17 protein-coding genes are annotated in these 20,469 nt (G+C 63.7%); 12 read left to right on the forward strand and 5 right to left on the reverse strand.

Annotated elements, in window-relative coordinates; genetic code table 11:
* The first annotated feature begins 242 nt into the window (after positions 1-242).
* The 7 genes from GGD62_RS05135 (at position 243) to GGD62_RS05165 (ending at position 6,830) form a co-directional block, all read left to right on the forward strand.
* Complete coding sequence (locus GGD62_RS05135; protein ID WP_018320262.1) at positions 243-1,376, forward strand: alpha-hydroxy acid oxidase; 1,134 nt, start codon at positions 243-245, stop codon at positions 1,374-1,376.
* 8 nt (positions 1,377-1,384) lie between these two features.
* A complete protein-coding gene (locus GGD62_RS05140) occupies positions 1,385-2,014 on the forward strand; it encodes an HAD family phosphatase (RefSeq protein WP_183707379.1) in 630 nt (209 codons plus the stop codon).
* Between the two features lie 170 nt (positions 2,015-2,184).
* Positions 2,185-2,391, forward strand: a complete 207-nt coding sequence (locus GGD62_RS05145) for a hypothetical protein (protein WP_049814976.1) — start codon at positions 2,185-2,187, stop codon at positions 2,389-2,391.
* A 227-nt stretch (positions 2,392-2,618) separates the two neighbouring features.
* Positions 2,619-3,830 (forward strand): gephyrin-like molybdotransferase Glp, encoded by a 1,212-nt coding sequence (glp, locus tag GGD62_RS05150; RefSeq protein ID WP_183707381.1) that lies wholly within the window; start codon positions 2,619-2,621, stop codon positions 3,828-3,830.
* A gap of 175 nt (positions 3,831-4,005) precedes the next feature.
* Entirely contained in the window at positions 4,006-4,707 is a 702-nt protein-coding gene (lexA, locus tag GGD62_RS05155; protein WP_026202323.1) for a transcriptional repressor LexA, read from the forward strand.
* A gap of 528 nt (positions 4,708-5,235) precedes the next feature.
* A complete protein-coding gene (locus GGD62_RS05160) occupies positions 5,236-5,670 on the forward strand; it encodes a hypothetical protein (RefSeq protein ID WP_018320255.1) in 435 nt (144 codons plus the stop codon).
* 218 nt (positions 5,671-5,888) lie between these two features.
* A complete protein-coding gene (locus tag GGD62_RS05165; protein WP_179736437.1) occupies positions 5,889-6,830 on the forward strand; it encodes a GAF domain-containing protein in 942 nt (313 codons plus the stop codon).
* Positions 6,831-6,839: 9 nt separating this feature from the next.
* Here the strand turns inward: GGD62_RS05165 and GGD62_RS05170 are convergent, their stop codons facing one another.
* Together GGD62_RS05170 and GGD62_RS05175 are read right to left on the reverse strand one after the other, a co-directional pair.
* Positions 6,840-9,116, reverse strand: a complete 2,277-nt coding sequence (locus GGD62_RS05170) for a ComEC/Rec2 family competence protein (RefSeq protein WP_183707383.1) — start codon at positions 9,114-9,116, stop codon at positions 6,840-6,842.
* Between the two features lie 94 nt (positions 9,117-9,210).
* Entirely contained in the window at positions 9,211-9,444 is a 234-nt protein-coding gene (locus GGD62_RS05175) for a DUF2171 domain-containing protein (protein WP_024341296.1), read from the reverse strand.
* A gap of 387 nt (positions 9,445-9,831) precedes the next feature.
* On the opposite strand from GGD62_RS05175, the gene GGD62_RS05180 reads away from it, so the two are divergent.
* Positions 9,832-11,154: an MFS transporter gene (locus GGD62_RS05180; RefSeq protein ID WP_183707385.1), complete on the forward strand. Its 1,323-nt coding sequence runs from the start codon at positions 9,832-9,834 to the stop codon at positions 11,152-11,154.
* 135 nt (positions 11,155-11,289) lie between these two features.
* On the opposite strand, the gene GGD62_RS05185 is transcribed toward GGD62_RS05180, so the two are convergent.
* The 3 genes from GGD62_RS05185 to GGD62_RS05195 all read right to left on the reverse strand — a co-directional run bounded on the left by GGD62_RS05185 (position 11,290) and on the right by GGD62_RS05195 (position 13,894).
* Positions 11,290-11,652, reverse strand: a complete 363-nt coding sequence (locus tag GGD62_RS05185) for an SPW repeat protein (RefSeq protein WP_018320230.1) — start codon at positions 11,650-11,652, stop codon at positions 11,290-11,292.
* 171 nt (positions 11,653-11,823) lie between these two features.
* Positions 11,824-12,210, reverse strand: coding sequence for a nuclear transport factor 2 family protein (locus GGD62_RS05190; protein WP_092257165.1), 387 nt, complete (start codon positions 12,208-12,210; stop codon positions 11,824-11,826).
* A gap of 7 nt (positions 12,211-12,217) precedes the next feature.
* Positions 12,218-13,894: a glutamine--tRNA ligase/YqeY domain fusion protein gene (locus tag GGD62_RS05195; RefSeq protein WP_183707387.1), complete on the reverse strand. Its 1,677-nt coding sequence runs from the start codon at positions 13,892-13,894 to the stop codon at positions 12,218-12,220.
* A gap of 178 nt (positions 13,895-14,072) precedes the next feature.
* On the opposite strand from GGD62_RS05195, the gene GGD62_RS05200 reads away from it, so the two are divergent.
* The 4 genes from GGD62_RS05200 (at position 14,073) to GGD62_RS05215 (ending at position 20,462) form a co-directional block, all read left to right on the forward strand.
* Positions 14,073-15,995, forward strand: a complete 1,923-nt coding sequence (locus tag GGD62_RS05200) for a hypothetical protein (RefSeq protein ID WP_183707389.1) — start codon at positions 14,073-14,075, stop codon at positions 15,993-15,995.
* 143 nt (positions 15,996-16,138) lie between these two features.
* Complete coding sequence (gltX, locus tag GGD62_RS05205; protein WP_018320225.1) at positions 16,139-17,569, forward strand: glutamate--tRNA ligase; 1,431 nt, start codon at positions 16,139-16,141, stop codon at positions 17,567-17,569.
* Between the two features lie 147 nt (positions 17,570-17,716).
* A complete protein-coding gene (gene gltA / locus GGD62_RS05210) occupies positions 17,717-19,021 on the forward strand; it encodes a citrate synthase (RefSeq protein ID WP_018320224.1) in 1,305 nt (434 codons plus the stop codon).
* A 262-nt stretch (positions 19,022-19,283) separates the two neighbouring features.
* On the forward strand, positions 19,284-20,462 hold the full coding sequence (locus tag GGD62_RS05215; protein ID WP_179738720.1) for an ROK family transcriptional regulator: 1,179 nt from the start codon (positions 19,284-19,286) through the stop codon (positions 20,460-20,462).
* The last annotated feature ends 7 nt before the right edge of the window (positions 20,463-20,469 follow it).

Below are 20,469 nucleotides of genomic sequence, written 5' to 3' on the forward strand. Positions count from 1 at the left end.
CTCACAATACCATTCTGGTTTCTTCAAGGCCGGGATGCACCGCCGACCGGTACACCGCAAAAATCGCTTCGTTCGGGCCTAAACTTTTGGCAACGTTGCAGGACTGGCCCGCCCCCAAAGGTACCTAAAGGGGCAATCGGTGCGCCCGTCCACGCCGCGCAGCCATGCCATTTTAGGATGGTTTTGGAACGCTGGACGGGTTAGGCGATGACACAAGGCTTCAAATTCTCGGGAGGATAACAATGAACGAAGCACCCCGGATCCGGCCGGAACGGAACGTCGAGCTCGGCGCCAGCAACGAGCCGTTCCAAAACCTGCACGAATTCATTCGGAAAGCGCGGGCCAACCTCAACCAGAACGCCTGGGACTACATCGTGGGCGCCGCCGAGACCGAAACCACGATGCGCCGCAACCGCATGGCGCTGGACGAGATCGCCTTCCGCCCGCGCGTGCTGCGCGACGTCCGCAAGGTCGACGGCTCGGTTCAGCAGTTCGGCCGCAGGATGCGCCTGCCGGTGGTGCTCGCCCCCGTCGGCGCGCTCGAGATCTTCGATCCGGATGGCGCGGCGAGCGTCGCGCGCGCTGCCGGCACCTTCGGTGCAGCGCACATGCTTAGCTCGGTGTCCGAGCCCGGCCTGGAGCAGACCGCCGAAGCCGCACCCGATGCGCTGCGGCTCTATCAGCTCTATGTCCGCGGCGACGACGCCTTTGTCGCCGATGTCGTCAGCCGGGCCGAGAAGAGCGCCTATGCCGCCTTCTGCCTGACCGTCGATACCGCCCATTACAGCCGTCGTGAGCGTGACATCGCCAAGCGCTACGTTCGCGAAAGCCGCCTGCGTGCCACCGGCGGCGATTTCCAGAAGGGCCTGGAGTGGCGGACCGTGAAGATGATCAAGGACAAGTTCAGGATTCCGCTGATCCTGAAGGGCATCGCCACCGCCGAGGACGCCCTGATCGCGATCGATCACGGCGTCGAATGGATCTACGTCTCCAACCATGGCGGCCGCCAGCTCGACCACGGCCGCGGCGCCATGCATGTGTTGCCCGAGATCGTCGAGGCCGTGAAGGGCCGCGCCAAGATCATGGTCGACGGCGGTGTCTGTCGCGGCACCGACATCGTCAAGGCGATCGCGGCGGGCGCGGACATGGTCGGGATCGGCCGGCTGCAATGCTGGGCGCTAGCGGCGGCTGGCGAGGCCGGCGTCGCGCGGATGCTGGAGCTGCTGGAGGACGAAGTGCTGCGCTGCCTCGGCCTTTTGGGCGCCACGTCATTTGCCGAGGTCGACAAATCCTGCCTGCATCCGGCGACCGCCACCAACGCGCCGAGCGTCTTCAGCGCATTCCCGCTATTCGACCACGATCCCTATCGATACTGAGTGAAAGGATGCAAGTGAACTCGCTTTCTCCCGGCAGCGCGGATGCGCTTCTGTTCGATCTCGGGCGCGTGGTGCTCGACATCGACTTCTCCAAGGCGATCGCCTGCTGGGCGGGACATGCCGGCTGCCAGCCCGAGGCCATCGTCGCGCGCTATGTGCGTGATGAGGCTTACCGGCTGCACGAGGTCGGCAAGATCAGCGACGAGGACTATTTCGCCTCGCTGCGTGCTTCGCTCGGCATCGGCATTTCGGACGCCCAGTTCCTGGAAGGCTGGAACGCGATCTTCGCCGGCGAGATGCCTGACATCGCCGAGCTGCTGCCGCGCGCGGCGAAGCAGATGCCGCTCTACGCCTTCTCCAACACCAACCGGCCGCATGTCGACTATTTCTCGAAGGAATACGGCGAACTGCTCGGCCATTTCCGCGCGCTATATCTGTCGTCCAGCATCGGCCTGCGCAAACCGGATGCGGAAGCCTTCGACCATGTCGTCGCCGCCATCGGCGTGCCCGCAGGACGTATCGTTTTCTTCGACGATCTCGCCGAGAATGTTGAAGGCGCGCGGTCGCGCGGACTGACAGCGGTGCATGTGACGTCGCCGCGCGACGTCGGGAACGCCTTGACGGCATTGGGCATCTGACGATCTCCGCGCAGCGGGAGACGCCAACGTCGCACAAGTCTTCCGGAACCAATTTTTGCCCAAAATGAGGAACCAGAGCGCTTTGTGTATTTTTGTACGGAGTTCCGGGAACGGAATGGCCCCTTACGGACTCTTGAGTCCGTTGGGACTTCTACACCGGACTTATGCACGTGCTGGGCAAAACCTATCTCACCAAGCAAGCCTCTCTCCTGCTCGAATTCGCAAGAACCACCTCGGATTCGGACCTTTCCGCCAAGCTGATCAGCAAGGCCGCCGACCTGAAATCCCAGGCCGATCCGCTGCCCGACAAGGATCAAGGGCCGAAGGCTCCCGACGTCGCGCTGGACGCCGGGCCGGACCGGCCGAGCGGGAGTTGAGCGATGCTGGCCGTGGCGCTCGTCATTCTCGTCCTCGCCATGGCCACCCTCCTGCCGATCGGTCTCGTTCTCTGGATCATGCCACGCCAAGCCTGAGCCTGCCTTCCATTCTGGGCCGGATGCGGCAGGATAAATCCTGCCCGCTCCGCCATTTTGCCTCTGCCCCCGCGCTCGGCTAGAAGACTGTCGGAACATTTCATCCGAACGTGCCGAGCAGGAGTTTCGCCGTGGCCTTGATGCCGGTTTCCGACGCCCTTGCTACGGTGCTGGCGGGTGCAGAGCCGCTGCCTGCAGAGATGGTTTCACTCGACGAAGCCTACCATCGCGTGCTCGCGCAGGACGTCGCTGCGCGGCGCACCCAGCCGCCCCAGGCGATGTCGGCGATGGACGGCTATGCCGTGCGCGCGGCCGATGCGGCAACAATGGATTCCAGGCTGACGATGATCGGTGAGGTCGCAGCGGGCCGTCCGTTCACGGGAAAGGTCGGCGCCGGCGAAGCCGTACGGATCTTCACCGGCGGCGTCGTTCCGGACGGCGCGGATGCGGTCGTGATCCAGGAGGACACGATCGCCGAAGGCAAGCACATAACGATCAAGGAAGCCGCGATCGTGGGTCGGCACATCCGCCCCGCCGGCGTCGATTTCCGCGAGGGCGACGTTCTCCTGCGCAAGGGAACCCGTCTGACGGAGCGCGATCTCGCCCTCGCCGCCGGAATGAACCACCCGCAACTCGCCGTTTGCCGCCGTCCGAAGGTCGCGATTCTCGCCACCGGCGACGAACTGGTGATGCCGGGCTCAACGCCCGGGCACGGCCAGATCGTCTATTCCAACGGCTATGCCCTGCACGCGCTCGCCCGCAGCGAAGGCGCCGAGACCATCGACCTCGGTGTCGCCGCCGATACGCTGGAGGCCACCACCGCCGGCATCCGCCGCGCGCGTGAAAGCGGCGCCGACATCCTGGTCACGACCGGAGGCGCATCGGTCGGCGACCACGATCTGGTCCAGCAGGCGCTCAAGGACGAAGGCATCGCGATGGCGTTCTGGAAGATCGCGATGCGGCCCGGCAAGCCGATGATGCACGGGCGGTTAGGGGCGATGGGCGTCATCGGCCTGCCCGGCAATCCCGTGTCGTCCTACGTCTGCGCCTTCCTGTTCATGGTGCCGCTGATTCGCGCGCTATCAGGCCGTTCCGTGATTCATCATCATCGCGAGCGCGTCGTGCTGGGCCGCGATCTCGGCGCCAACGACCAGCGCGAGGATTATCTGCGCGCGCGCCTGGAAAAGCGCGACGATGGCGCGCTCGTCGCCCTTCCCGTCAGCCATCAGGACTCCTCTCTGCTTGCGAATCTTGCTGCAGCACAGGTACTTCTCGTGCGCGCACCGTTTGCGCTGAAGGCCGAGGCCGGCAGCCCCTGCGAGGTGCTGCGGCTCCCCGTCTGAACTGCGCCGCCACACGCATTCCGTGAGTTTCGTTCTGTTCACGGTAAATTAAGCAGTTGCGGAACACATATCGAACATATAGTGTCCGTTCATGATTTGTTTCGAGATGTAGCCGCTTATCGCTGAACTCATCGTCTCGGAATCGAACGACATCAACCGGGGGACTTTGTTCGAGATGTTAACGCGCAAACAATACGAGCTTCTGCGGTTCATCAGCGAGCGCTTGAAGGAAAGCGGCGTGCCGCCGTCCTTCGACGAGATGAAGGATGCGCTCGACCTGCGCTCGAAGTCAGGCATCCATCGCCTGATCACCGCGCTCGAGGAGCGCGGCTTCATCCGCCGCCTGCCCAACCGCGCCCGGGCCATTGAAGTGATCAAGCTGCCGGAGCTCCAGGCTGCCGCCGGCAACCGACGCGGCTTCACGCCAAGCGTCATCGAGGGCAATCTCGGCAAGCTACGCGCGAGCTCCAGCCCGTCCGCGGACGAGGGCGAGCGACCCGTTGCGGTGCCCGTGATGGGCCGCATCGCGGCCGGTACTCCGATCGAGGCTTTGCAGACCCGCAGCCACACGATCAGCGTGCCGCCCGACATGCTCGGCTCCGGCGAGCATTACGCGCTCGAAGTGCGCGGTGATTCCATGGTCGAGGCCGGCATCCTCGACGGCGACATGGCGCTGATCCAGCGCAACGAGAGCGCCGATACCGGCGACATCGTGGTGGCACTGATCGACGACGAGGAAGCCACGCTCAAGCGCTTCCGCCGCCGCGGCGCCTCGATCGCGCTGGAGCCCGCCAATGCCGCTTATGAGGTGCGCATCCTGCCGCCGAACCGCGTGAAGATTCAGGGCAAGCTGATCGGGCTTTACCGCAAGTACTGATACCGGAAGTACTCGATACTGAAGTCTTTAGCGCCTCGCGCGCGCCTTCGATCGGCCTCGCCGATCAGAGATTGGAGCGGATAACGGTCCGCTCCGGCTGGATAGTCTTTCTGGTATCGCACAGATTGTCCGGCCCCTCCTCCTTTCGCGACATCCTCGGCAGGCCGCGCGACGCAACATCGCTTCGCGGCCTTTCGAGTTCGAGGGGGGACGGCCCAAATGCGCAGCTCGTTTGAGTGCAGCCGCAGCAACGCTGATCGCATCACCAGCATCGCGTTGCCGCGCAATCGCATCACTCCGCCGGTCGTTGACACGCGCGGTTGTCGAGACGCGGCTGCCAAATGCACGGAAGCCGACTTTGTTCCTAACAAATTCGGAAAAGATGGAAAAGATAATGTGATCGGGGCTCGCGGATCCCAGCCGCAGATTTGCCTACAACCGAGCAGACCGTCACGTGCTTCCACTCTGGTAGGGGCCTGCGCCTCCGAAAGAGGTGCGGGTCGCTATCTCTGCATTGAGGAGCACCCGATGTGTGACTACAGCCTGCATGCCGTCGCGACGCGCCCCGCAGAAGTCGGCGAGACGATCGTTACGACAACATTCCGCGGCACCTCGACGCGCGGCTTCGCCTCCGAAGCCGATCTCTCCGTCGCGGTCTGCCTGCTGCCGGGGACGGAGCTCGCCTTCGCCGACGACGTCCGTTACGACAACCGCTGGATCTGGACGCGCACCGTCAACTCCCGCGTCGGCAAGTTCGGCAAGATCGATCCGCACATTCCCGATCGCCATCATGACGCGATCGAATTCCCGGACGGCAAATCCGTGCTGGTGACGCAACTGGTCGAAGGCCAGCGCGCAACCGTGCTGCAACTGCCGGTGACCCAGCCGATCGGCGAGCGCGAGCACAAGCCGCAGATCATCGCCGACAGTCGCCCGACGGTCACACGACTGCCGATCGGCTGACGCCCTCCGCCCGATAAGCCGAGGGCCAGGATTGAAATGCCGTCGCCGGCCGAGGCCGGCGAGCCCGGTGGGTTTTTGTTTCATGAAATTCGATCGGCGAGCGCCGCCGCCTCGCCTCGTCGCCGCACGAAGTTTGAGCCGTGCTGCCTGAATTTTGAACGTCCGCTCCGCAGCCAAATGACCGATGCTGTCGTGGTTTGAGGCGGCGGACACGCTCGATGAAAACCTTCATTCGCGTCGTTGAACTCTGGGTGCCTGACCGGACGCGCATGCGGCTGGAATTCGGCGGCGGCCTCTACGATGAAGGGCTGTCCGCGTTCAAGGCCGTCAGCGAAGAGCTGCACTTCGGATATGACGAGGGGCTTCCAGGCAAGGCCTGGGCCTGCGGCCATCCCGTCATCCTCACGAAATTCGCCAACTCCTATTTCAAGCGGATCGATCAGGCCGTCGCGGCCGGCCTCACCTGCGGCGTGGCGGTGCCGGTGTTCGCAGGCGAATTCCTGCAAGCCGTGATGGTGCTGTTCTGCGGCGACGACGAGGCGCATGTCGGCGCGATCGAGCTCTGGCACAACGATCCTGATCTCTCCCACGAGATGGGCCTCGTCGACGGCTATTACGGCGCGGCGGACATGTTCGAATTCAACTCCCGCCACACCAGGTTTCCTCGCGGCTTCGGCCTGCCCGGACGCACCTGGAAGGCGGGCCTGCCGCTGATCATCAAGGACCTGCACGACGCCAAGAGCTTCCTGCGCTGGGAGGACGCCGCCAAGGTCGGGATCAATCTGGGGGTCGGCGTACCCTACCGAACCGGCACCGACCAGACCTGGGTTTTGACATTCCTCTCGGCGCAGGCAACGCCGATTGCGCGACGCTTCGAGATCTGGGTCCCGAACGAGGCCCGTTCGGCACTGGTCTTTCGCGCCGGCGATTGCAGCGCGCAGACCGACCTTGCCGCACGCTATGCGGACAAATCCATCGCCCGAGGCGAAGGCAGCATCGGCGGCGCCTGGGCCACCGGCATGCCCGCGCTCAACGACGATCTCACCCATGACGGCTCGATCGCCGGGTCCGAGGCCTGCGCAGCCGGGCTGAACCGGATGGTGGCCCTGCCAGTCATCGGCAACGCAAGGCTCGAGGCCGTGCTGGCCTGGTATCTGTAATCGATGGCGTCAATCGTCGGCCTGCAAGTCTGTCTCCGATGGCGTTGCATCGCGGGTGCGGGGAGCCGCCTTCGGCACGAGGCTGCCGTCGAAATCACCTTCGCCGACACCGGCCGGTGACCACGGGCGGTTCGTGCCGCTCGCCCTCACCGCCTGAACCGAAAAGCCGTCGCCGCGCTGCGTCAATGCCAGCGCGCCCTGGCGAGCGAGCCGCTGCCGATCCACCACCATCGCGGCACAATCCGGCGGCGCGGGCCGCGACGTCACCACCAGCGCGGCGCGGCTGCAATCGTCCGCCAACGCGTCGATGCGCGAGGCCAGCGCGACCAGCCGTCCGTCGGCGAGCGGCGTCACGCAGCCGGACTCGTCGCACGATATGCCGCTCGCCAGCGCGCTACTGCCGGCATCGCGCGGATCAGCGTCGGCAGACAACCACTCCTTCAGCAGGAAATTGTCCTTGCCTGCCCTGATCAGATGCAAACGCCCGTCCGCGCCCCGCACCGCGACGCTCGCGCCGTCCCCGGCGATCAGGATATCGGGCTGCCGCACCGACAGCCCCCAACCGATGGAAAGCAGCAGCACCACGGCACCGCCCCAGCGCAGGGGCGTGCGCAACAGGCCCATCACGATGACCCCCAGGCTCGCTGCGATCAGCGGCGCGATGCCGAAGGCCGGGATGCGGCCGACCGCGCCCGGCAGTGCCGCCACCCAGCGCGAGACCGCGACCATCCAGTCGATCCCGATCCCCATCAGCCACCAGAACACGCCGTCGAGCCCGAACGGCGCTGCGAGCAGGCCCAACAGCCCCGCCGGCATCACCAGCGCAGAGACCACCGGCATCGCGCCGAGGTTGGCGAGCACGCCGTAGGGCGTGACGCGGTGGAAGTGGAAGGCGGCGTAGGGCGTGGTCGCAAGCCCTGCGATCAGCGAGGCCAGGAACAGCATCGCGATCTCGCGGCCGCCCCACAGCGCGATCCGCGCTGTCGCCGAATGATCGGGGGACGCAAACAGGTTCGGCATGCCGATCTGCACCAGCGCAACAAGTCCGAGCGTCGCGGCGAACGACATCTGAAAACTCGGATGCACCAGCGCCTCCGGTGCGACCGCGAGCACGATCAGCGCCGCCACTGCGAGCGTGCGGAAGGTGATGGCGCGGCGATCGACCATCACTGCGATCAGCACCACCGCCGTCATGAAGAACGATCTCTGTGTCGCGACCTCCGCGCCCGACAGCAGCAGATAAAACGCAGCCGCGACCAGCGCTGCGGCCGCCGACCATTTCTTGATGGCAAAGCCGGCCGCAAGTCCCGGGATCAAGGCCAGCAATGCGCGCACCGCGAAGAAGACCACGCCGGCGACGACCGCCATGTGATAGCCGGAGATCGAGAGCACGTGCCCGAGCCCCGAGATGAACATCGCGTCGTTGACCGGCGTGGAAATCGCATCGCGCCGCCCGGTGAGCAGCGCTGTCGCGATCGCGCGGTTATCGCCCTCAAGCGTGGCCCGGATGCGCGCATCGATCGTATCGCGCAGGCCTTGCATGAAGGCGGCATAGCGCAGCCGCAGGCCACCGGCATCGGGCGGGATTGAGGCCGTGATCGCGCCCATCACGAAGCCGGAAGCGCCGATGCCCTGAAAGAACATGTCGCGCGAAAAGTCGTAGCTGCCGGGACGCACCGGCGAAAGCGGCGGCATCAGCCGCGCCTTGAGCTGCACGAAGCTGCCGACCTCGGGTGCAGTGCCCTTGCGCACCGACAGCCGGACGCGCTCCAGCTTGACCTCGCTGCGCTGCGCCTCCATCGCGGTGACGCGCAGCACGAAACGATCGGTGCGCTCGCGGATATCGCGGGCCTCGACGAAACCCGACAGCGACACCGAATAGAGCGGCTTGGCCAGCACGGGGTGGGCGATGCGCGCCGTCTTCCAGGTCGCCACGGCAAAGCCGGAAGCGACCGCCGCAATCATGATCGCAGGCGCAAAGAGCCGGCTCCGCCGCAACAGGATCGCGCCAAACGTGAGCGCGATCGCCGTCGCGGCAACGACCCACAGCACTGGCTCATGATCGGCGGCAAAATAAAGGGCGATGCCGCCGCCGAAGGCGACCGGCACCCACGGCAACAGTCGCCCCGCGCCGGCCTCGGCGCGGGCCCATTCACGCAGCGTCTCGACGATTGCCGGCCAAGCTCCAAAGCCCGCGGGGGCAAAGCCGCCAGCCGGTGCAGCACGGCCGACCGGCCACGTCCCGGCAACTCCCTGGGAGCGTATTGGCCGGCCCGGCTCCGCCATATCCCTGCACCTAACGCGACGCGACTGGCAGTGAGGCTACCGGAACGTGCGACCGCGCGAATAGCGGTACAGATCGGGAACGCGAGAAGGCGCCCTACTTTTCCTCTTCCATGGTCACGGCGACCGACGCCTTGGCAGAGAGCCGCACCTTGTTACCCTCGACATCGGCAACGAGACCCTTGTCGATGAAATGATGATGGCCTTTGTGGCTACCCTCACCGCTGTCCTTCTTGGTCAACTTGATGCGATTGCCTTCGACGCGATCGACCGTGCCGACGTGGACGCCGTCGGCGCCGATGACTTCCATATGCTCTGCGATATTCTGCATGGTGGGTTCCTTTTCCGGCCCCCTCACAACGCCTGAGACGCCTTTCCGTTCGCTGGTTACCAGACGTCGCGGACAATTCGAGTCCTTGCGATCTCTGTCGCAAAAACGCCCCGTGTCAGATCGATTGAGCCGAAAGTCTCATAAGTTGGCAGCCCGTGGTGGGATTACACTACGGTTCCCCGCCTCCCTGACAGACGGGCAGGCAGTGGTGGCTCGCGGCTCTAAGGCCGCCGGAGCTCTTCTCAGGTGGCGCCAAACGCGCCTGAGGTCAGACGTTGCCGACGCAACTCTTTGAATTGGCGCCTGCAACGCCGCGCATCACGCTCTCCGCGAGAAGATCGACGCTGAATCAAGCGAGGAGGCGTTTTGAAACCATAGGAGGCGCACATGCAGGTACCGAGCGATTTTCGCCGCGTGATCATCGCTGCGTCGGTAGGAAACATCATCGAATGGTATGATTTCTATATCTTTGGCAGCCTGGCCGCAGTTCTATCGGTCAAGTTCTTTGAGCAGTCCCACCCCATCGCCGCCCTGCTCAGCACGATCGCGCTGTTCACGGCAGGATTTCTGATCCGTCCGGTGGGAGCATTCCTGTTCGGATGGATGGGTGACCGGGTCGGCCGCAAATATACGTTTCTCGTCACGCTCAGCGGAATGGGACTGGGCACGGGAGCGATCGGATTGATCCCAACCTACCAGTCGATCGGGCTGACGGCTGCGATCCTTCTCTTCGGCTTGCGCATGATCCAGGGGCTGTGCCTGGGCGGCGAATATGGTGGCGCCATCACCTATGTTGCCGAGCATGTGCCTGACGACAAGCGCGGCTACTACACCGGCTGGCTACAGACCTCTCCGACTCTCGGGATCGTGGTATCGCTGGCAGTCATCATCCTGACCCGAACCTATGCCGGCAATCAGGCCTTCGACGAATGGGCGTGGCGCATTCCGTTCCTGGTGTCCTTCCTGCTGGTGGCCATCGCGATCTATATTCGCCTCCAGCTCCAGGAGACGCCGATCTTCCAGGAGATCAAGGCCCGCGGAAATATGACGAGGAATCCGTGGAAGGAGGCCTTCCTCAGCTCGAACATCAAATACATCGGGATCGCCATCGTGGTCCTGATCGGACAGGGCGTGGTCTGGTACAGTGGTCAATTCTGGGCGCTATACTTTCTGCAGCAGGTCTCCAAGGTGGACCCGCTGACCTCGGCCTACATCGTGGGAGCAGCATTGCTCATTGCAACGCCGAGCCTGATCTTCTTTGGCTGGCTGTCGGATCAGATCGGCCGCAAGCCGGTGATCCTCGGAGGCATGCTGCTCGCCGCGATCACGTACTATCCGCTGTATCTGTGGCTGGGATCGGTCACGCAGCCCGGAAACATCAACTATCCGACCGCTATCTTCATCATCTTCATCCTCGTTTGCTACGTCGGGATGGTGTACGGGCCGGTCGGCGCATTTCTGGCAGAATTCTTCCCCGCCAGGATCAGGTACACGTCGGTCTCCGTGCCGTACCACATCGGCAACGGCTGGGGTGGCGGATTGGTGCCGTTCATCACCTCGGCGGCATTCGCCGCGACCGGCAGCATCGGCTACGCACTGATCTACCCGATCGTGGTCCCCGCGGTGTGCTTCGTGCTCGCTGTCTTCCTGATGCCGGAGACGCGCAAGATCAGCATCTGGCAACCGATCGAGCCCAGAGCCGCATTGTGATGGCTTGTGATGGGATGACCTGGTGCAGGACCGCGAGGCCCTGCACCGCACATTTCCTTCGGAATGCCGGAGCCAAATCCCCCCTCTCCGACCGTCAGTGGATAGAGGTCGGCGAAGTTCGGCTAACCGCTCTTGTCAGCCGGCTGGATGATGCCAGCGATCGTGCCACCAGGCGGTGAAGTCACGATCGGTCATCAGTTCCCAGCCGCCGAGCAAGATCACCAATATGCCCGACAATACGCTGCTCACCGTGGCTGATGCTGACTCATAGCCAATGGTCCAAGGCGCCAGCACAAGAGCCAGACCCAGCAGCATTTCTCCCCACTCTTCCAGATATGACGGGATGACAAACGCTTCTACGGCAAAGAGCACGACGCCGAGCCCGAGCGCGATGGTGATCCAGACAGCCGCTCCGGACAAGCCCAGGATGAAGGACGACAGGACCAGCCATACGCCGACCAACAGGCTGGCAGCATCTTGCCAATGTTGGATGCGCATAATGCTCACCTCCCCTCTTCCAATTAGATGGGGCGCACCGATGAAAATGCATCCATCCAACCTGCGTTATGTTGCCGCTGCGCTGATCCGGGGCGCCAATCCTGACACGTATGTCGCTGGAAAGGGCCCCAGCAACCGCCTTGCGTCAGGACGCAGGACGTTCCGCTGCCGCTAGATCAGCGATGTCCGCGACGAGGCGTGGTGATTGACGATCTTCCAACCGCCGTCCTCGCGGACGATCACCCAGCTCATCTTGACGATGAGATCGTCCCGCTCGCCCGCGAGATCGAACGTGATGGTCGCGGCCATGTTGATCAGATCAGGGCCGGCCTGCGCTGCGTTCACATCGGAAAACACAGCGCTTGGCTTGCGCCAGCGCGGCAGGCCGTTGAAATAATCGGCAACGCCGTCCCTGCCCCGATAGAGTCTTGGGTTGGAGCCGAAGAAGAACGCGCTCTTCGAATAGAGCGATGACAGCGCGGCCGCATCGAGAGTCGCGAAGCCGGCGCACCATTTCGCGATGATGGCGGAAACGATGGCGTCGGCTTCGCTGCTCATGTGCGCCTCAACCTTTCGCGACTTCCTTCGCGAACGTGTCGCGCAGGCCGATGGTGCGCGAGAACACCGGCTTGCCGGGCGTCGAGTCCTTGTCGCGCACGAAATAGCCCTGGCGCTCGAACTGCATCGGCTCGGTCGAATTGCTCTGTGCGACCGATGCCTCGATCCGCGCGTCCGCGAGGATCTCCAGCGACTGCGGATTGAGATCCGCCGCGAAATTCGAGGCGTCCGGGCTCGGATTGGCGAACAGCTGGTTGTAGATGCGGATCTCCGCGGGCACCGAATTCGCCGCCGGCAGCCAGTGCATCGTCGCCTTGACCTTGCGGCCGTCGGGCGCGTTGCCGCCCTTGGTCGCGGGATCGTAGGTGCAGCGCAGCTCCACCACCTCGCCGGCATCGTTCTTGATCACGCCGGTGCATTTGACGAAATAGGCGTAGCGCAGCCGCACCTCGTTGCCCGGCGACAGGCGGAAGAACTTCTTCGGCGGATTCTCCATGAAGTCGTCCTGCTCGATATAGAGCTCGCGGCCGAACGTGATTTTCCGCGTGCCCGCCGAGGGATCGTCCGGATGGTTGATCGCCTCGAGCTCCTCGGTCTGCCCTTCCGGATAGTTCTCGATCACCACCTTGAGCGGGCGCAGCACGCCCATGCGTCGCTGCGACGTGCGGTTCAGCTCCTCGCGGATGCAGAACTCGAGCATGCCGACGTCGACCACGCTGTTGGCCTTGGCAACGCCGATGCGCTTGACGAATTCACGCAGCGCGGCCGGCGGCACGCCGCGGCGGCGCATCCCCGCCATCGTCGGCATGCGCGGATCGTCCCAGCCTGCGACATGGCCGTCGCGGACGAGCTGGGTCAGCACGCGCTTGGACAGCAGCGTATAGGTGAGGTTCAGCCGCGCGAATTCATACTGGTGCGGCTGCGACGGCACCGGCAGTTTTTCGATGAACCAGTCGTAGAGCGGCCGGTGGTCCTCAAACTCCAGCGTGCAGATCGAATGCGTGATGCCTTCAATGGCGTCCGACTGGCCGTGCGCGTAATCGTAGCTCGGATAGATGTGCCACTTGGTGCCGGTGCGCGGATGATGCGCATGCAGGATGCGGTACAACACGGGGTCGCGCAGATTGATGTTGCCCGCGGCCATGTCGATCTTGGCCCGCAGCACCCGCGTGCCGTTCGGGAATTCACCGGCCTTCATGCGGCGGAACAGGTCGAGGTTTTCGTCGACACTGCGGTCGCGGAACGGCGAATTCTTGCCGGGCTCGGTCAGCGTGCCGCGCGAGAAGCGGATCTCCTCCTGGGTCTGGTCGTCGACATAGGCGAGCCCGTCGCGGATCAGCTGCTCCGCCCATTCGTACAGGCGCTCGAAATAGTCCGAGGCAAAGAACAGGTTCTTGCCCCAGTCGAAGCCGAGCCAGCGCACGTCGGCCTGGATGGAATCGATATATTCCTGCTCTTCCTTGACCGGGTTGGTGTCGTCGAAACGCAGATGGCAGCGGCCAGGAAACTCCTGGGCGATGCCGAAATTGAGCGCGATCGACTTGGCATGGCCGATATGCAAATAGCCGTTCGGCTCCGGCGGGAACCGGGTCACGACCTCCCTGTATTTGCCCTGATCGAGGTCGGCCTGGATGATGTCACGAATGAAATCGCGCCCAACCTCAATCGCCACCGGTTCTGTCATTACGAAAATCCTGCAGGGAAATCAGCGGTCCTTCTGCCAAATTCGGGAGGCTGAGCCAAGCCCGGTTTCGCGTCAGTCGTAAGCTCTTCAGCAACTATTATAGGTAGATTTTCTCGAATTTCGCACTCCATGGATGGCATACTTGCCACACCGCAGGATGCTCCGAGGTTCTCCATTCATGACGGTCGTCGCTCGCTTCGCCGCCTTCCTGGCAATGGCACTCATCGTGTTTGCATGTGGCAGTGCCAATCCGACCCTCGCGGAGGAAGCTCAAGCGGCTGCCGGCGGCACGACCGTTGAGAGTCCCGGCCGGGGTGAACTCAAGGGCTTCGTCGCAACCCCGCAAACCGAGGCCGGGGGTAACCGGGCCTTCCTGATTGCGCCCAACAGCCTGTGGTTCATCGCCACCTCACCCCGGGCTTCGGGGGCGCGGCTGATTGACATCAACAATGGCATCACGCTGCGAATTCTCACCAGCCCGGGCCTGCACATTGCCGCCGTGTCAATTTCGTCCGACAGCAAGACCGTCTTCGCTCGGGACTACGATGGACATAGCGTCGCCTGGGACGCGGCGACGGGGCGGCCGGCCTCAAACGCGCCGCCAGCGGATTTCCACGACATCGCGAAGCTTTCGTTGTCCTACGAGAGCAACGATGCCAGCAACCGTGTTCCGCCAGAACTGCTGTCGCGCCATCATCTTCAGTCCCACTTCCCGCAATTGAAGCAGTTCGACGAGATTACGCTCGATCCAGCGCAAGATTACGCGATCGTTGGTTCCGTCGGCGACGCCGATTGGAAGGCGTTCCAGATATGGGATTTGAAGCAGGAAAGGACTGCGGTCTTCTTCCGGCTTGCGAGCGATACCTGCGGCTTCAGCCCTCCGGCGTTCGACTACGATGGCAAGCACCTCGTCTTTGGCAACAGCAGGGGCGAAAGCGAACCCAATCATCTGGATTTTGCGGTCTTCGAGATTGCCTATTTCGGTCCGGACAAAGGGCCCAAAACGGCCAGGGCAACCCAGACCCTGGGCAACAAGTGCAGCGTTCCCTTGGATTTCGACGGTGGGTACGAGCAGAACTTCTCTATTGCTCCGGGAGGGGAATTGATCCTGAGAGGTGGGGGAATTCCTGGCAGTCCGGAGTGGGCTGCATGGGACCTCCGCAATGGCAGGAAAGTCGCTTCCATTCGTCCGGATGGCTACGGCACCGTTTCCGACGACGACAGGACGATCGCCGTCCTACACGATATATCGCGCGATGGTTCGTCGTTGAGACAGTCGATGACGGTCAGGCGCGGAGGCAAACAAGCGACCTTCGAGATCCCCCGGAGCATGCGGTCCGAGAATTGGCGGCCTATCGTACTGTCCCCGAACGGCCATTGGATCGCATCGAAAGTAGGCGGGACGGTCGCGGTCTGGTCCTCCGACAACGGCAAGACGCTACGAGAGCATCACGTCGGCGATGGCAGAATCAGCGACATTCTGCGGCTCTCGGATGCGGGCGATCCGCTGCTGATTAATGACGACGAAGGTACCGTTTTCGTGAAAGGCACTTGGCGCCCGGCACGGTCCGAGAAAAGCGGGTTGATCGTACCGCTCACGTCGAATTTTCACGCGCAGTGCGGCGTAATTTTCTGCGATCGGATCATCGCCGAACTCGGCGTCGTCGAACGCAAGAGCCTCAAGGGCCCCCTGCCAGAAAACCTCCGACGTGACCTGTCGGCTGACGGCCGTTTCAAGATTGTCCGCTTGGACTACACGGCCAGTGGCGTCTCCAGGGGCACCGACATCGTCGATGTCGCGGACGGACACATTGTCATGCATGTCGACAAGGATGACATCCGCTTCCTGTCCGATAGCCTGCACATTGTCGCACGGGATGCCGACTTCGGCGGCTTCGTCGAATACGAGATCGCCACGGGGAAACAGCTTTGGATGGCAATCCCGAATTGGAGACAGGACGGTTTCCACATGATCCTGGCGGACGGCCGCGTGCGCTACACTCCGCCGCGAACGGCCGATTTGCGGCTGGTCCGGGGATTTGAAACCCGACCGTTCGACGCCACCGCAGCGAAGCAGTTCGTTGCGCCACCTGATCGCTGACCAGCGTCAAGGGCCTCGACAGCCGCCGACGCGGAACAGAAGCGACGCTTAGCGCTTGATGATTTCCGGCTTTCGTTGCCGCCGGTTCCTGCTATACCCACGCGCTTGCGAGACCTGTCCTCATCGTCCACCACCTGCCACGAATGACCACATCCCCAATCGTCACCCGCTTCGCTCCCTCTCCGACCGGCTTCCTCCATATCGGGGGCGCCCGCACCGCGCTGTTCAACTGGCTGTACGCGAAGAAGCACGGCGGCAAGATGCTGCTCCGGATCGAGGACACCGACCGGGAGCGTTCCACGGAGGCTGCGATCGGTGCCATCCTCGACGGCCTGAAATGGCTGGAGCTCGGCTGGGACGGCGAGGTCATCTACCAGTTCAGCCGCGCCGCGCGCCACCGCGAGGTCGCCGAGCAGCTGCTCGCCGACGGCAAGGCCTATCGCTGCTACGCCACCGCCGAGGAACTCGCCGCCATGCGCGAGAAGGCGCGCGCGGAAGGGCGCACCCGCCTCTATGACGGGATGTGGCGCGACCGCGATCCCGCGGCAGCCCCGTCCGACGTCAAGCCGACGATCCGCCTGCGCGCGCCGCAGACCGGCGAGACCGTGATCGAGGACCAGGTCCAGGGCCGCGTCGTCTGGCAGAACGAGAACCTCGACGACCTCGTGCTTTTGCGCGGCGATGGCAACCCGACCTACATGCTCGCTGTGGTGGTCGACGACCACGACATGGGCGTGACCCATGTGATCCGCGGCGACGATCATCTGATCAACGCCGCGCGCCAGAAGCAGATCTATGATGCGATGGGATGGGCTCTGCCGAGCATGTCCCACATCCCCCTGATCCACGGCCCGGACGGCTCGAAGCTCTCAAAGCGCCATGGCGCGCTCGGCGTCGATGCCTACCGCGCCATGGGATATTTGCCGGCCGCGCTACGCAATTACCTCGTCCGGCTCGGCTGGAGCCACGGCGACCAGGAGATCTTCTCGACCGAGGAGATGATCGCGGCGTTCGACCTCGCCAGCGTCGGCCGTGCCGCCGCCCGCTTCGATTTCGCCAAGCTGGAAAACCTCAACGGCCACTACATCCGCCACGCCGACGATCAATCACTCGTGAAGATGTTCGAGGACGTGCTCGACCATCTCGTGCCCGCGCGCGACGAGCTTAAGGCCAAGTTAAACGACACCACGCGCGCCCAGCTTCTCAAGGCCATGCCGGCCCTGAAGGAGCGCGCCAAGACGCTGATCGAGCTGATCGACAGCGCTTATTTCATCTTCGCCGACCGGCCGCTGGAGCTCGATCCCAAGGCGCAAGCGCTGCTGACGCCAGAGAACCGCAAGCTGATCGGCCAGCTTCATTCCGCGCTGGAGAAAGTCGAGACGTGGAGCGGCGCCACCACCGAAGCTGCGCTGCGCGCTTTTGCCGAGGAAAATAGTCTCAAGCTCGGCGCGGTCGCCCAACCCTTGCGGGCCGCGCTGACCGGACGGACGACGTCGCCTGGTATATTTGAGGTTTTGGACGTCCTGGGACGCCAGGAAAGCCTCGGCCGGCTTAAAGATCAGTCTACGACGTAAGTCGAGCATGCGTGCGGTGATCTTGCAGCGCACACAGCAATAATATACCCATCTCCCCCGTACCTTCTGGAACATCCGGCCTGCCCCATCATCTCGCAAAGGGGGCCTCCGGCTCCGGCCCGCTTCACATTTCATCGGGGACCTACGATGGACGCAAAACCGAGCAATAAGACCGCTACGCTGACGGTCGGAAACAAGAACTACGATCTCCCGATCCACAGCGGCAGCGTCGGGCCTGATGTCATCGATATCGGCAAGCTCTACGGCCAGTCCGGCCTGTTCACCTACGATCCCGGCTTCACCTCCACCGCGAGCTGCCAGTCCAAGATCACCTATATCGACGGCGACGCGGGCGTGCTGGAATACCGCGGCTACCCGATCGAGCAGCTCGCCGAGAACGGTGACTTCCTCGAGACCTGCTATCTCCTGCTGTTCGGTGATCTGCCGACTGCCGCGCAGAAAAAGGATTTCGACGACCGCGTGACCCATCACACGATGGTGCACGAGCAGATGGCCCGTTTCTTCCAAGGCTTCCGCCGCGACGCCCATCCGATGGCGATCATGGTGGCTGCGGTCGGCGCGCTCGCCGCGTTCTATCACGACTCCACCGACATCAACGATCCGAAGCAGCGCATGATCGCTTCCATGCGCATGATCGCCAAGATCCCGACCCTGGCGGCGATGGCCTACAAGTACACGGTCGGCCAGCCCTTCGTGTACCCGAAGAACTCGCTCAAGTTCGCCGAGAACTTCCTGCACATGTGCTTCGCCGTGCCGTGCGAGGACTACAAGATCAACCCGGTGCTGGCTGACGCGCTGGACAAGATCTTCATCCTGCACGCCGACCACGAGCAGAACGCCTCGACCTCGACGGTGCGCATCGCCGGCTCGTCCGGCGCCAACCCGTTCGCCTGCATCGCCGCCGGCATCGCGTGCCTGTGGGGTCCGGCGCATGGCGGCGCCAACGAAGCAGCGCTCGCGATGCTCGCCGAGATCGGCTCCGTGGACAAGATTCCCGAATTCATCGCCAAGGTGAAGGACAAGAACTCCGAAGTCCGCCTGATGGGCTTCGGTCATCGCGTCTACAAGAACTACGATCCGCGCGCCAAGATCATGCAGAAGATGTGTCACGCCGTGCTCAAGGAGACCGGCCATGGCGACGATCCGATGCTGAAGGTGGCGCTCGAGCTCGAGAAGATCGCGCTCAGCGACCAGTACTTCATCGACCGCAAGCTCTACCCGAACGTCGACTTCTATTCGGGCATCACGCTGAAGGCGATGGGCTTCCCGGTCTCGATGTTCACCGTGCTGTTCGCGGTCGCCCGTACCGTCGGCTGGATCAGCCAGTGGAGCGAGATGATCGAGGACCCGCAGCAGAAGATTGGCCGCCCGCGCCAGCTCTACACCGGCGTCACCCGCCGCGATTACGTCGCGATCAAGGATCGCAAGTAAGTCTTTCGCCAACACGGCTTTCGGAACGGCGCCATTGCAGGATGGCGCCGTTTTTGTTTTGGGGCGGTGCCGTAGGGTGGGCAAAGCGCAACAGATACGAAGTCGTGGGCACGCTTCGCTTTGCCCACCCTACGAGACCAATCGGGCCGTGACACTCTTGCTGCCGCGCACAACAACAAGTCCACGCTTACGGCTGCAAACGCCTTGACAGTCAGAGCGCTCCGCGCGCAAATTCTTACACTAAGTAAGAATTACGACAGGGATGGAAATGCCGGAGCAGCCGAGAAGTCGGCGGCAGACGCGCGCTGCCATTTTGACCCATCTGCTTCAGTCGGGCGGCTCGTTTCGCCCGCCGCTGGCCAAGGCCGTGCGCCTCTCCGAAGCGAGCCTGTCGCGCATCCTGCTTGACCTGAAGGCCGAAGGCCTGATCGAGGAAGTACGGCGCCCTGCCCCTTACGTCGGCGGCCCGACCGGCCTCGTGTCGCTCGATGGAGCGGTCGCCCTCGCAGCCTTCGAGCTGACCGCTCAGCACCTCAGCGTCGGCGTCGGCGGCCTGTCGGGCGAGCTGCACTACACCGAGCGCGTACCGCTGCCGAAGACGCCGACCGTCGAGACCGTCGGCCGGGCCTTTCGCGAAGCGATGACATTGTTGCGCGACTGGACGCGGCGCCGCCGCGTCGTCCTCTCGCAGGTCGGCGTCTCCATTCCGGGCCTCGGCCGGCTCAGCGCCGCGGGTAATCCCATCATTCCCTGTGACGTCGGGCGCATCAGCGACATGTTCGGCGAGATGTTCGCCGACGTGCCCGTCGAATTCACCAATTCGGTCGTGGCGCACGCCACATTCCATCGCTGTCGCACGGAAAACTATCCGTTCAATGACACGCACCTGTTCGTGTTTGTCAGCCATGGCGTTGCGGGCGCCTGGATGGATGATCCCGCCGAGACCGACGCGCTCCAGCCGATCGAGCTCGGTCACATGGTGTTTGGCGAAGGCGGACCGCGCTGTCGCTGCGGCCACCTCGGCTGTGTCGAGGCCTATACCTCGCTTCCGGCGCTGGCCGAGCTTCTCGGCGTGCCCGAGCCGGAGTTGCTCCAGCTCGGCAGCGATTGGGTGACTGCGATCCCGATCTCCTCGCGCGTGCGCCAGGAGCTGCGGCATCGCCTGTATCGCCTTGGGCTTGCGATCGGCAACACGCTGAACGTCAAGCCCTGTCACGGCGTCGCCATCTCCGGCTGGCCTTCGCTCCTTGCGGAAGGCGATCGGAAAGCGCTGGTTGACGGCGTCGATGCCTGCCTGCTCGGCGGCCGCAAGCATGCGCAAGTGTCGCTGGCTTTCGTGCCGCCGTCGAACGGCAATGATCCCAGGGCCGCGCTGGCCTTCGCCGCGTTCTGCCTCGCCTGCCGCGGCGGCATGCCGGCCGCGTCGACGGAGGCCGCCTGAGATGGCC

This window comes from Bradyrhizobium sp. ERR14, assembly GCF_014198235.1.
Classification (GTDB): Bacteria; Pseudomonadota; Alphaproteobacteria; order Rhizobiales; family Xanthobacteraceae; genus Bradyrhizobium.

Bases quoted from the DNA above. Each gene is read 5' to 3' on its own strand.
- GGD62_RS05165 (WP_179736437.1), top strand. From the start codon at position 5,889: ATGAAAACCTTCATTCGCGTCGTTGAACTCTGGGTGCCTGACCGGACG.
- GGD62_RS05200 (WP_183707389.1), top strand. From the start codon at position 14,073: ATGACGGTCGTCGCTCGCTTCGCCGCCTTCCTGGCAATGGCACTCATC.
- GGD62_RS05170 (WP_183707383.1), bottom strand. From the start codon at position 9,116: ATGGCGGAGCCGGGCCGGCCAATACGCTCCCAGGGAGTTGCCGGGACG.
- gltX (WP_018320225.1), top strand. From the start codon at position 16,139: ATGACCACATCCCCAATCGTCACCCGCTTCGCTCCCTCTCCGACCGGC.
- GGD62_RS05185 (WP_018320230.1), bottom strand. From the start codon at position 11,652: ATGCGCATCCAACATTGGCAAGATGCTGCCAGCCTGTTGGTCGGCGTA.
- GGD62_RS05135 (WP_018320262.1), top strand. From the start codon at position 243: ATGAACGAAGCACCCCGGATCCGGCCGGAACGGAACGTCGAGCTCGGC.
- GGD62_RS05195 (WP_183707387.1), bottom strand. From the start codon at position 13,894: ATGACAGAACCGGTGGCGATTGAGGTTGGGCGCGATTTCATTCGTGAC.
- GGD62_RS05215 (WP_179738720.1), top strand. From the start codon at position 19,284: ATGGAAATGCCGGAGCAGCCGAGAAGTCGGCGGCAGACGCGCGCTGCC.
- gltA (WP_018320224.1), top strand. From the start codon at position 17,717: ATGGACGCAAAACCGAGCAATAAGACCGCTACGCTGACGGTCGGAAAC.
- GGD62_RS05160 (WP_018320255.1), top strand. From the start codon at position 5,236: ATGTGTGACTACAGCCTGCATGCCGTCGCGACGCGCCCCGCAGAAGTC.
- GGD62_RS05190 (WP_092257165.1), bottom strand. From the start codon at position 12,210: ATGAGCAGCGAAGCCGACGCCATCGTTTCCGCCATCATCGCGAAATGG.
- GGD62_RS05175 (WP_024341296.1), bottom strand. From the start codon at position 9,444: ATGCAGAATATCGCAGAGCATATGGAAGTCATCGGCGCCGACGGCGTC.
- GGD62_RS05180 (WP_183707385.1), top strand. From the start codon at position 9,832: ATGCAGGTACCGAGCGATTTTCGCCGCGTGATCATCGCTGCGTCGGTA.
- lexA (WP_026202323.1), top strand. From the start codon at position 4,006: ATGTTAACGCGCAAACAATACGAGCTTCTGCGGTTCATCAGCGAGCGC.
- GGD62_RS05140 (WP_183707379.1), top strand. From the start codon at position 1,385: ATGCAAGTGAACTCGCTTTCTCCCGGCAGCGCGGATGCGCTTCTGTTC.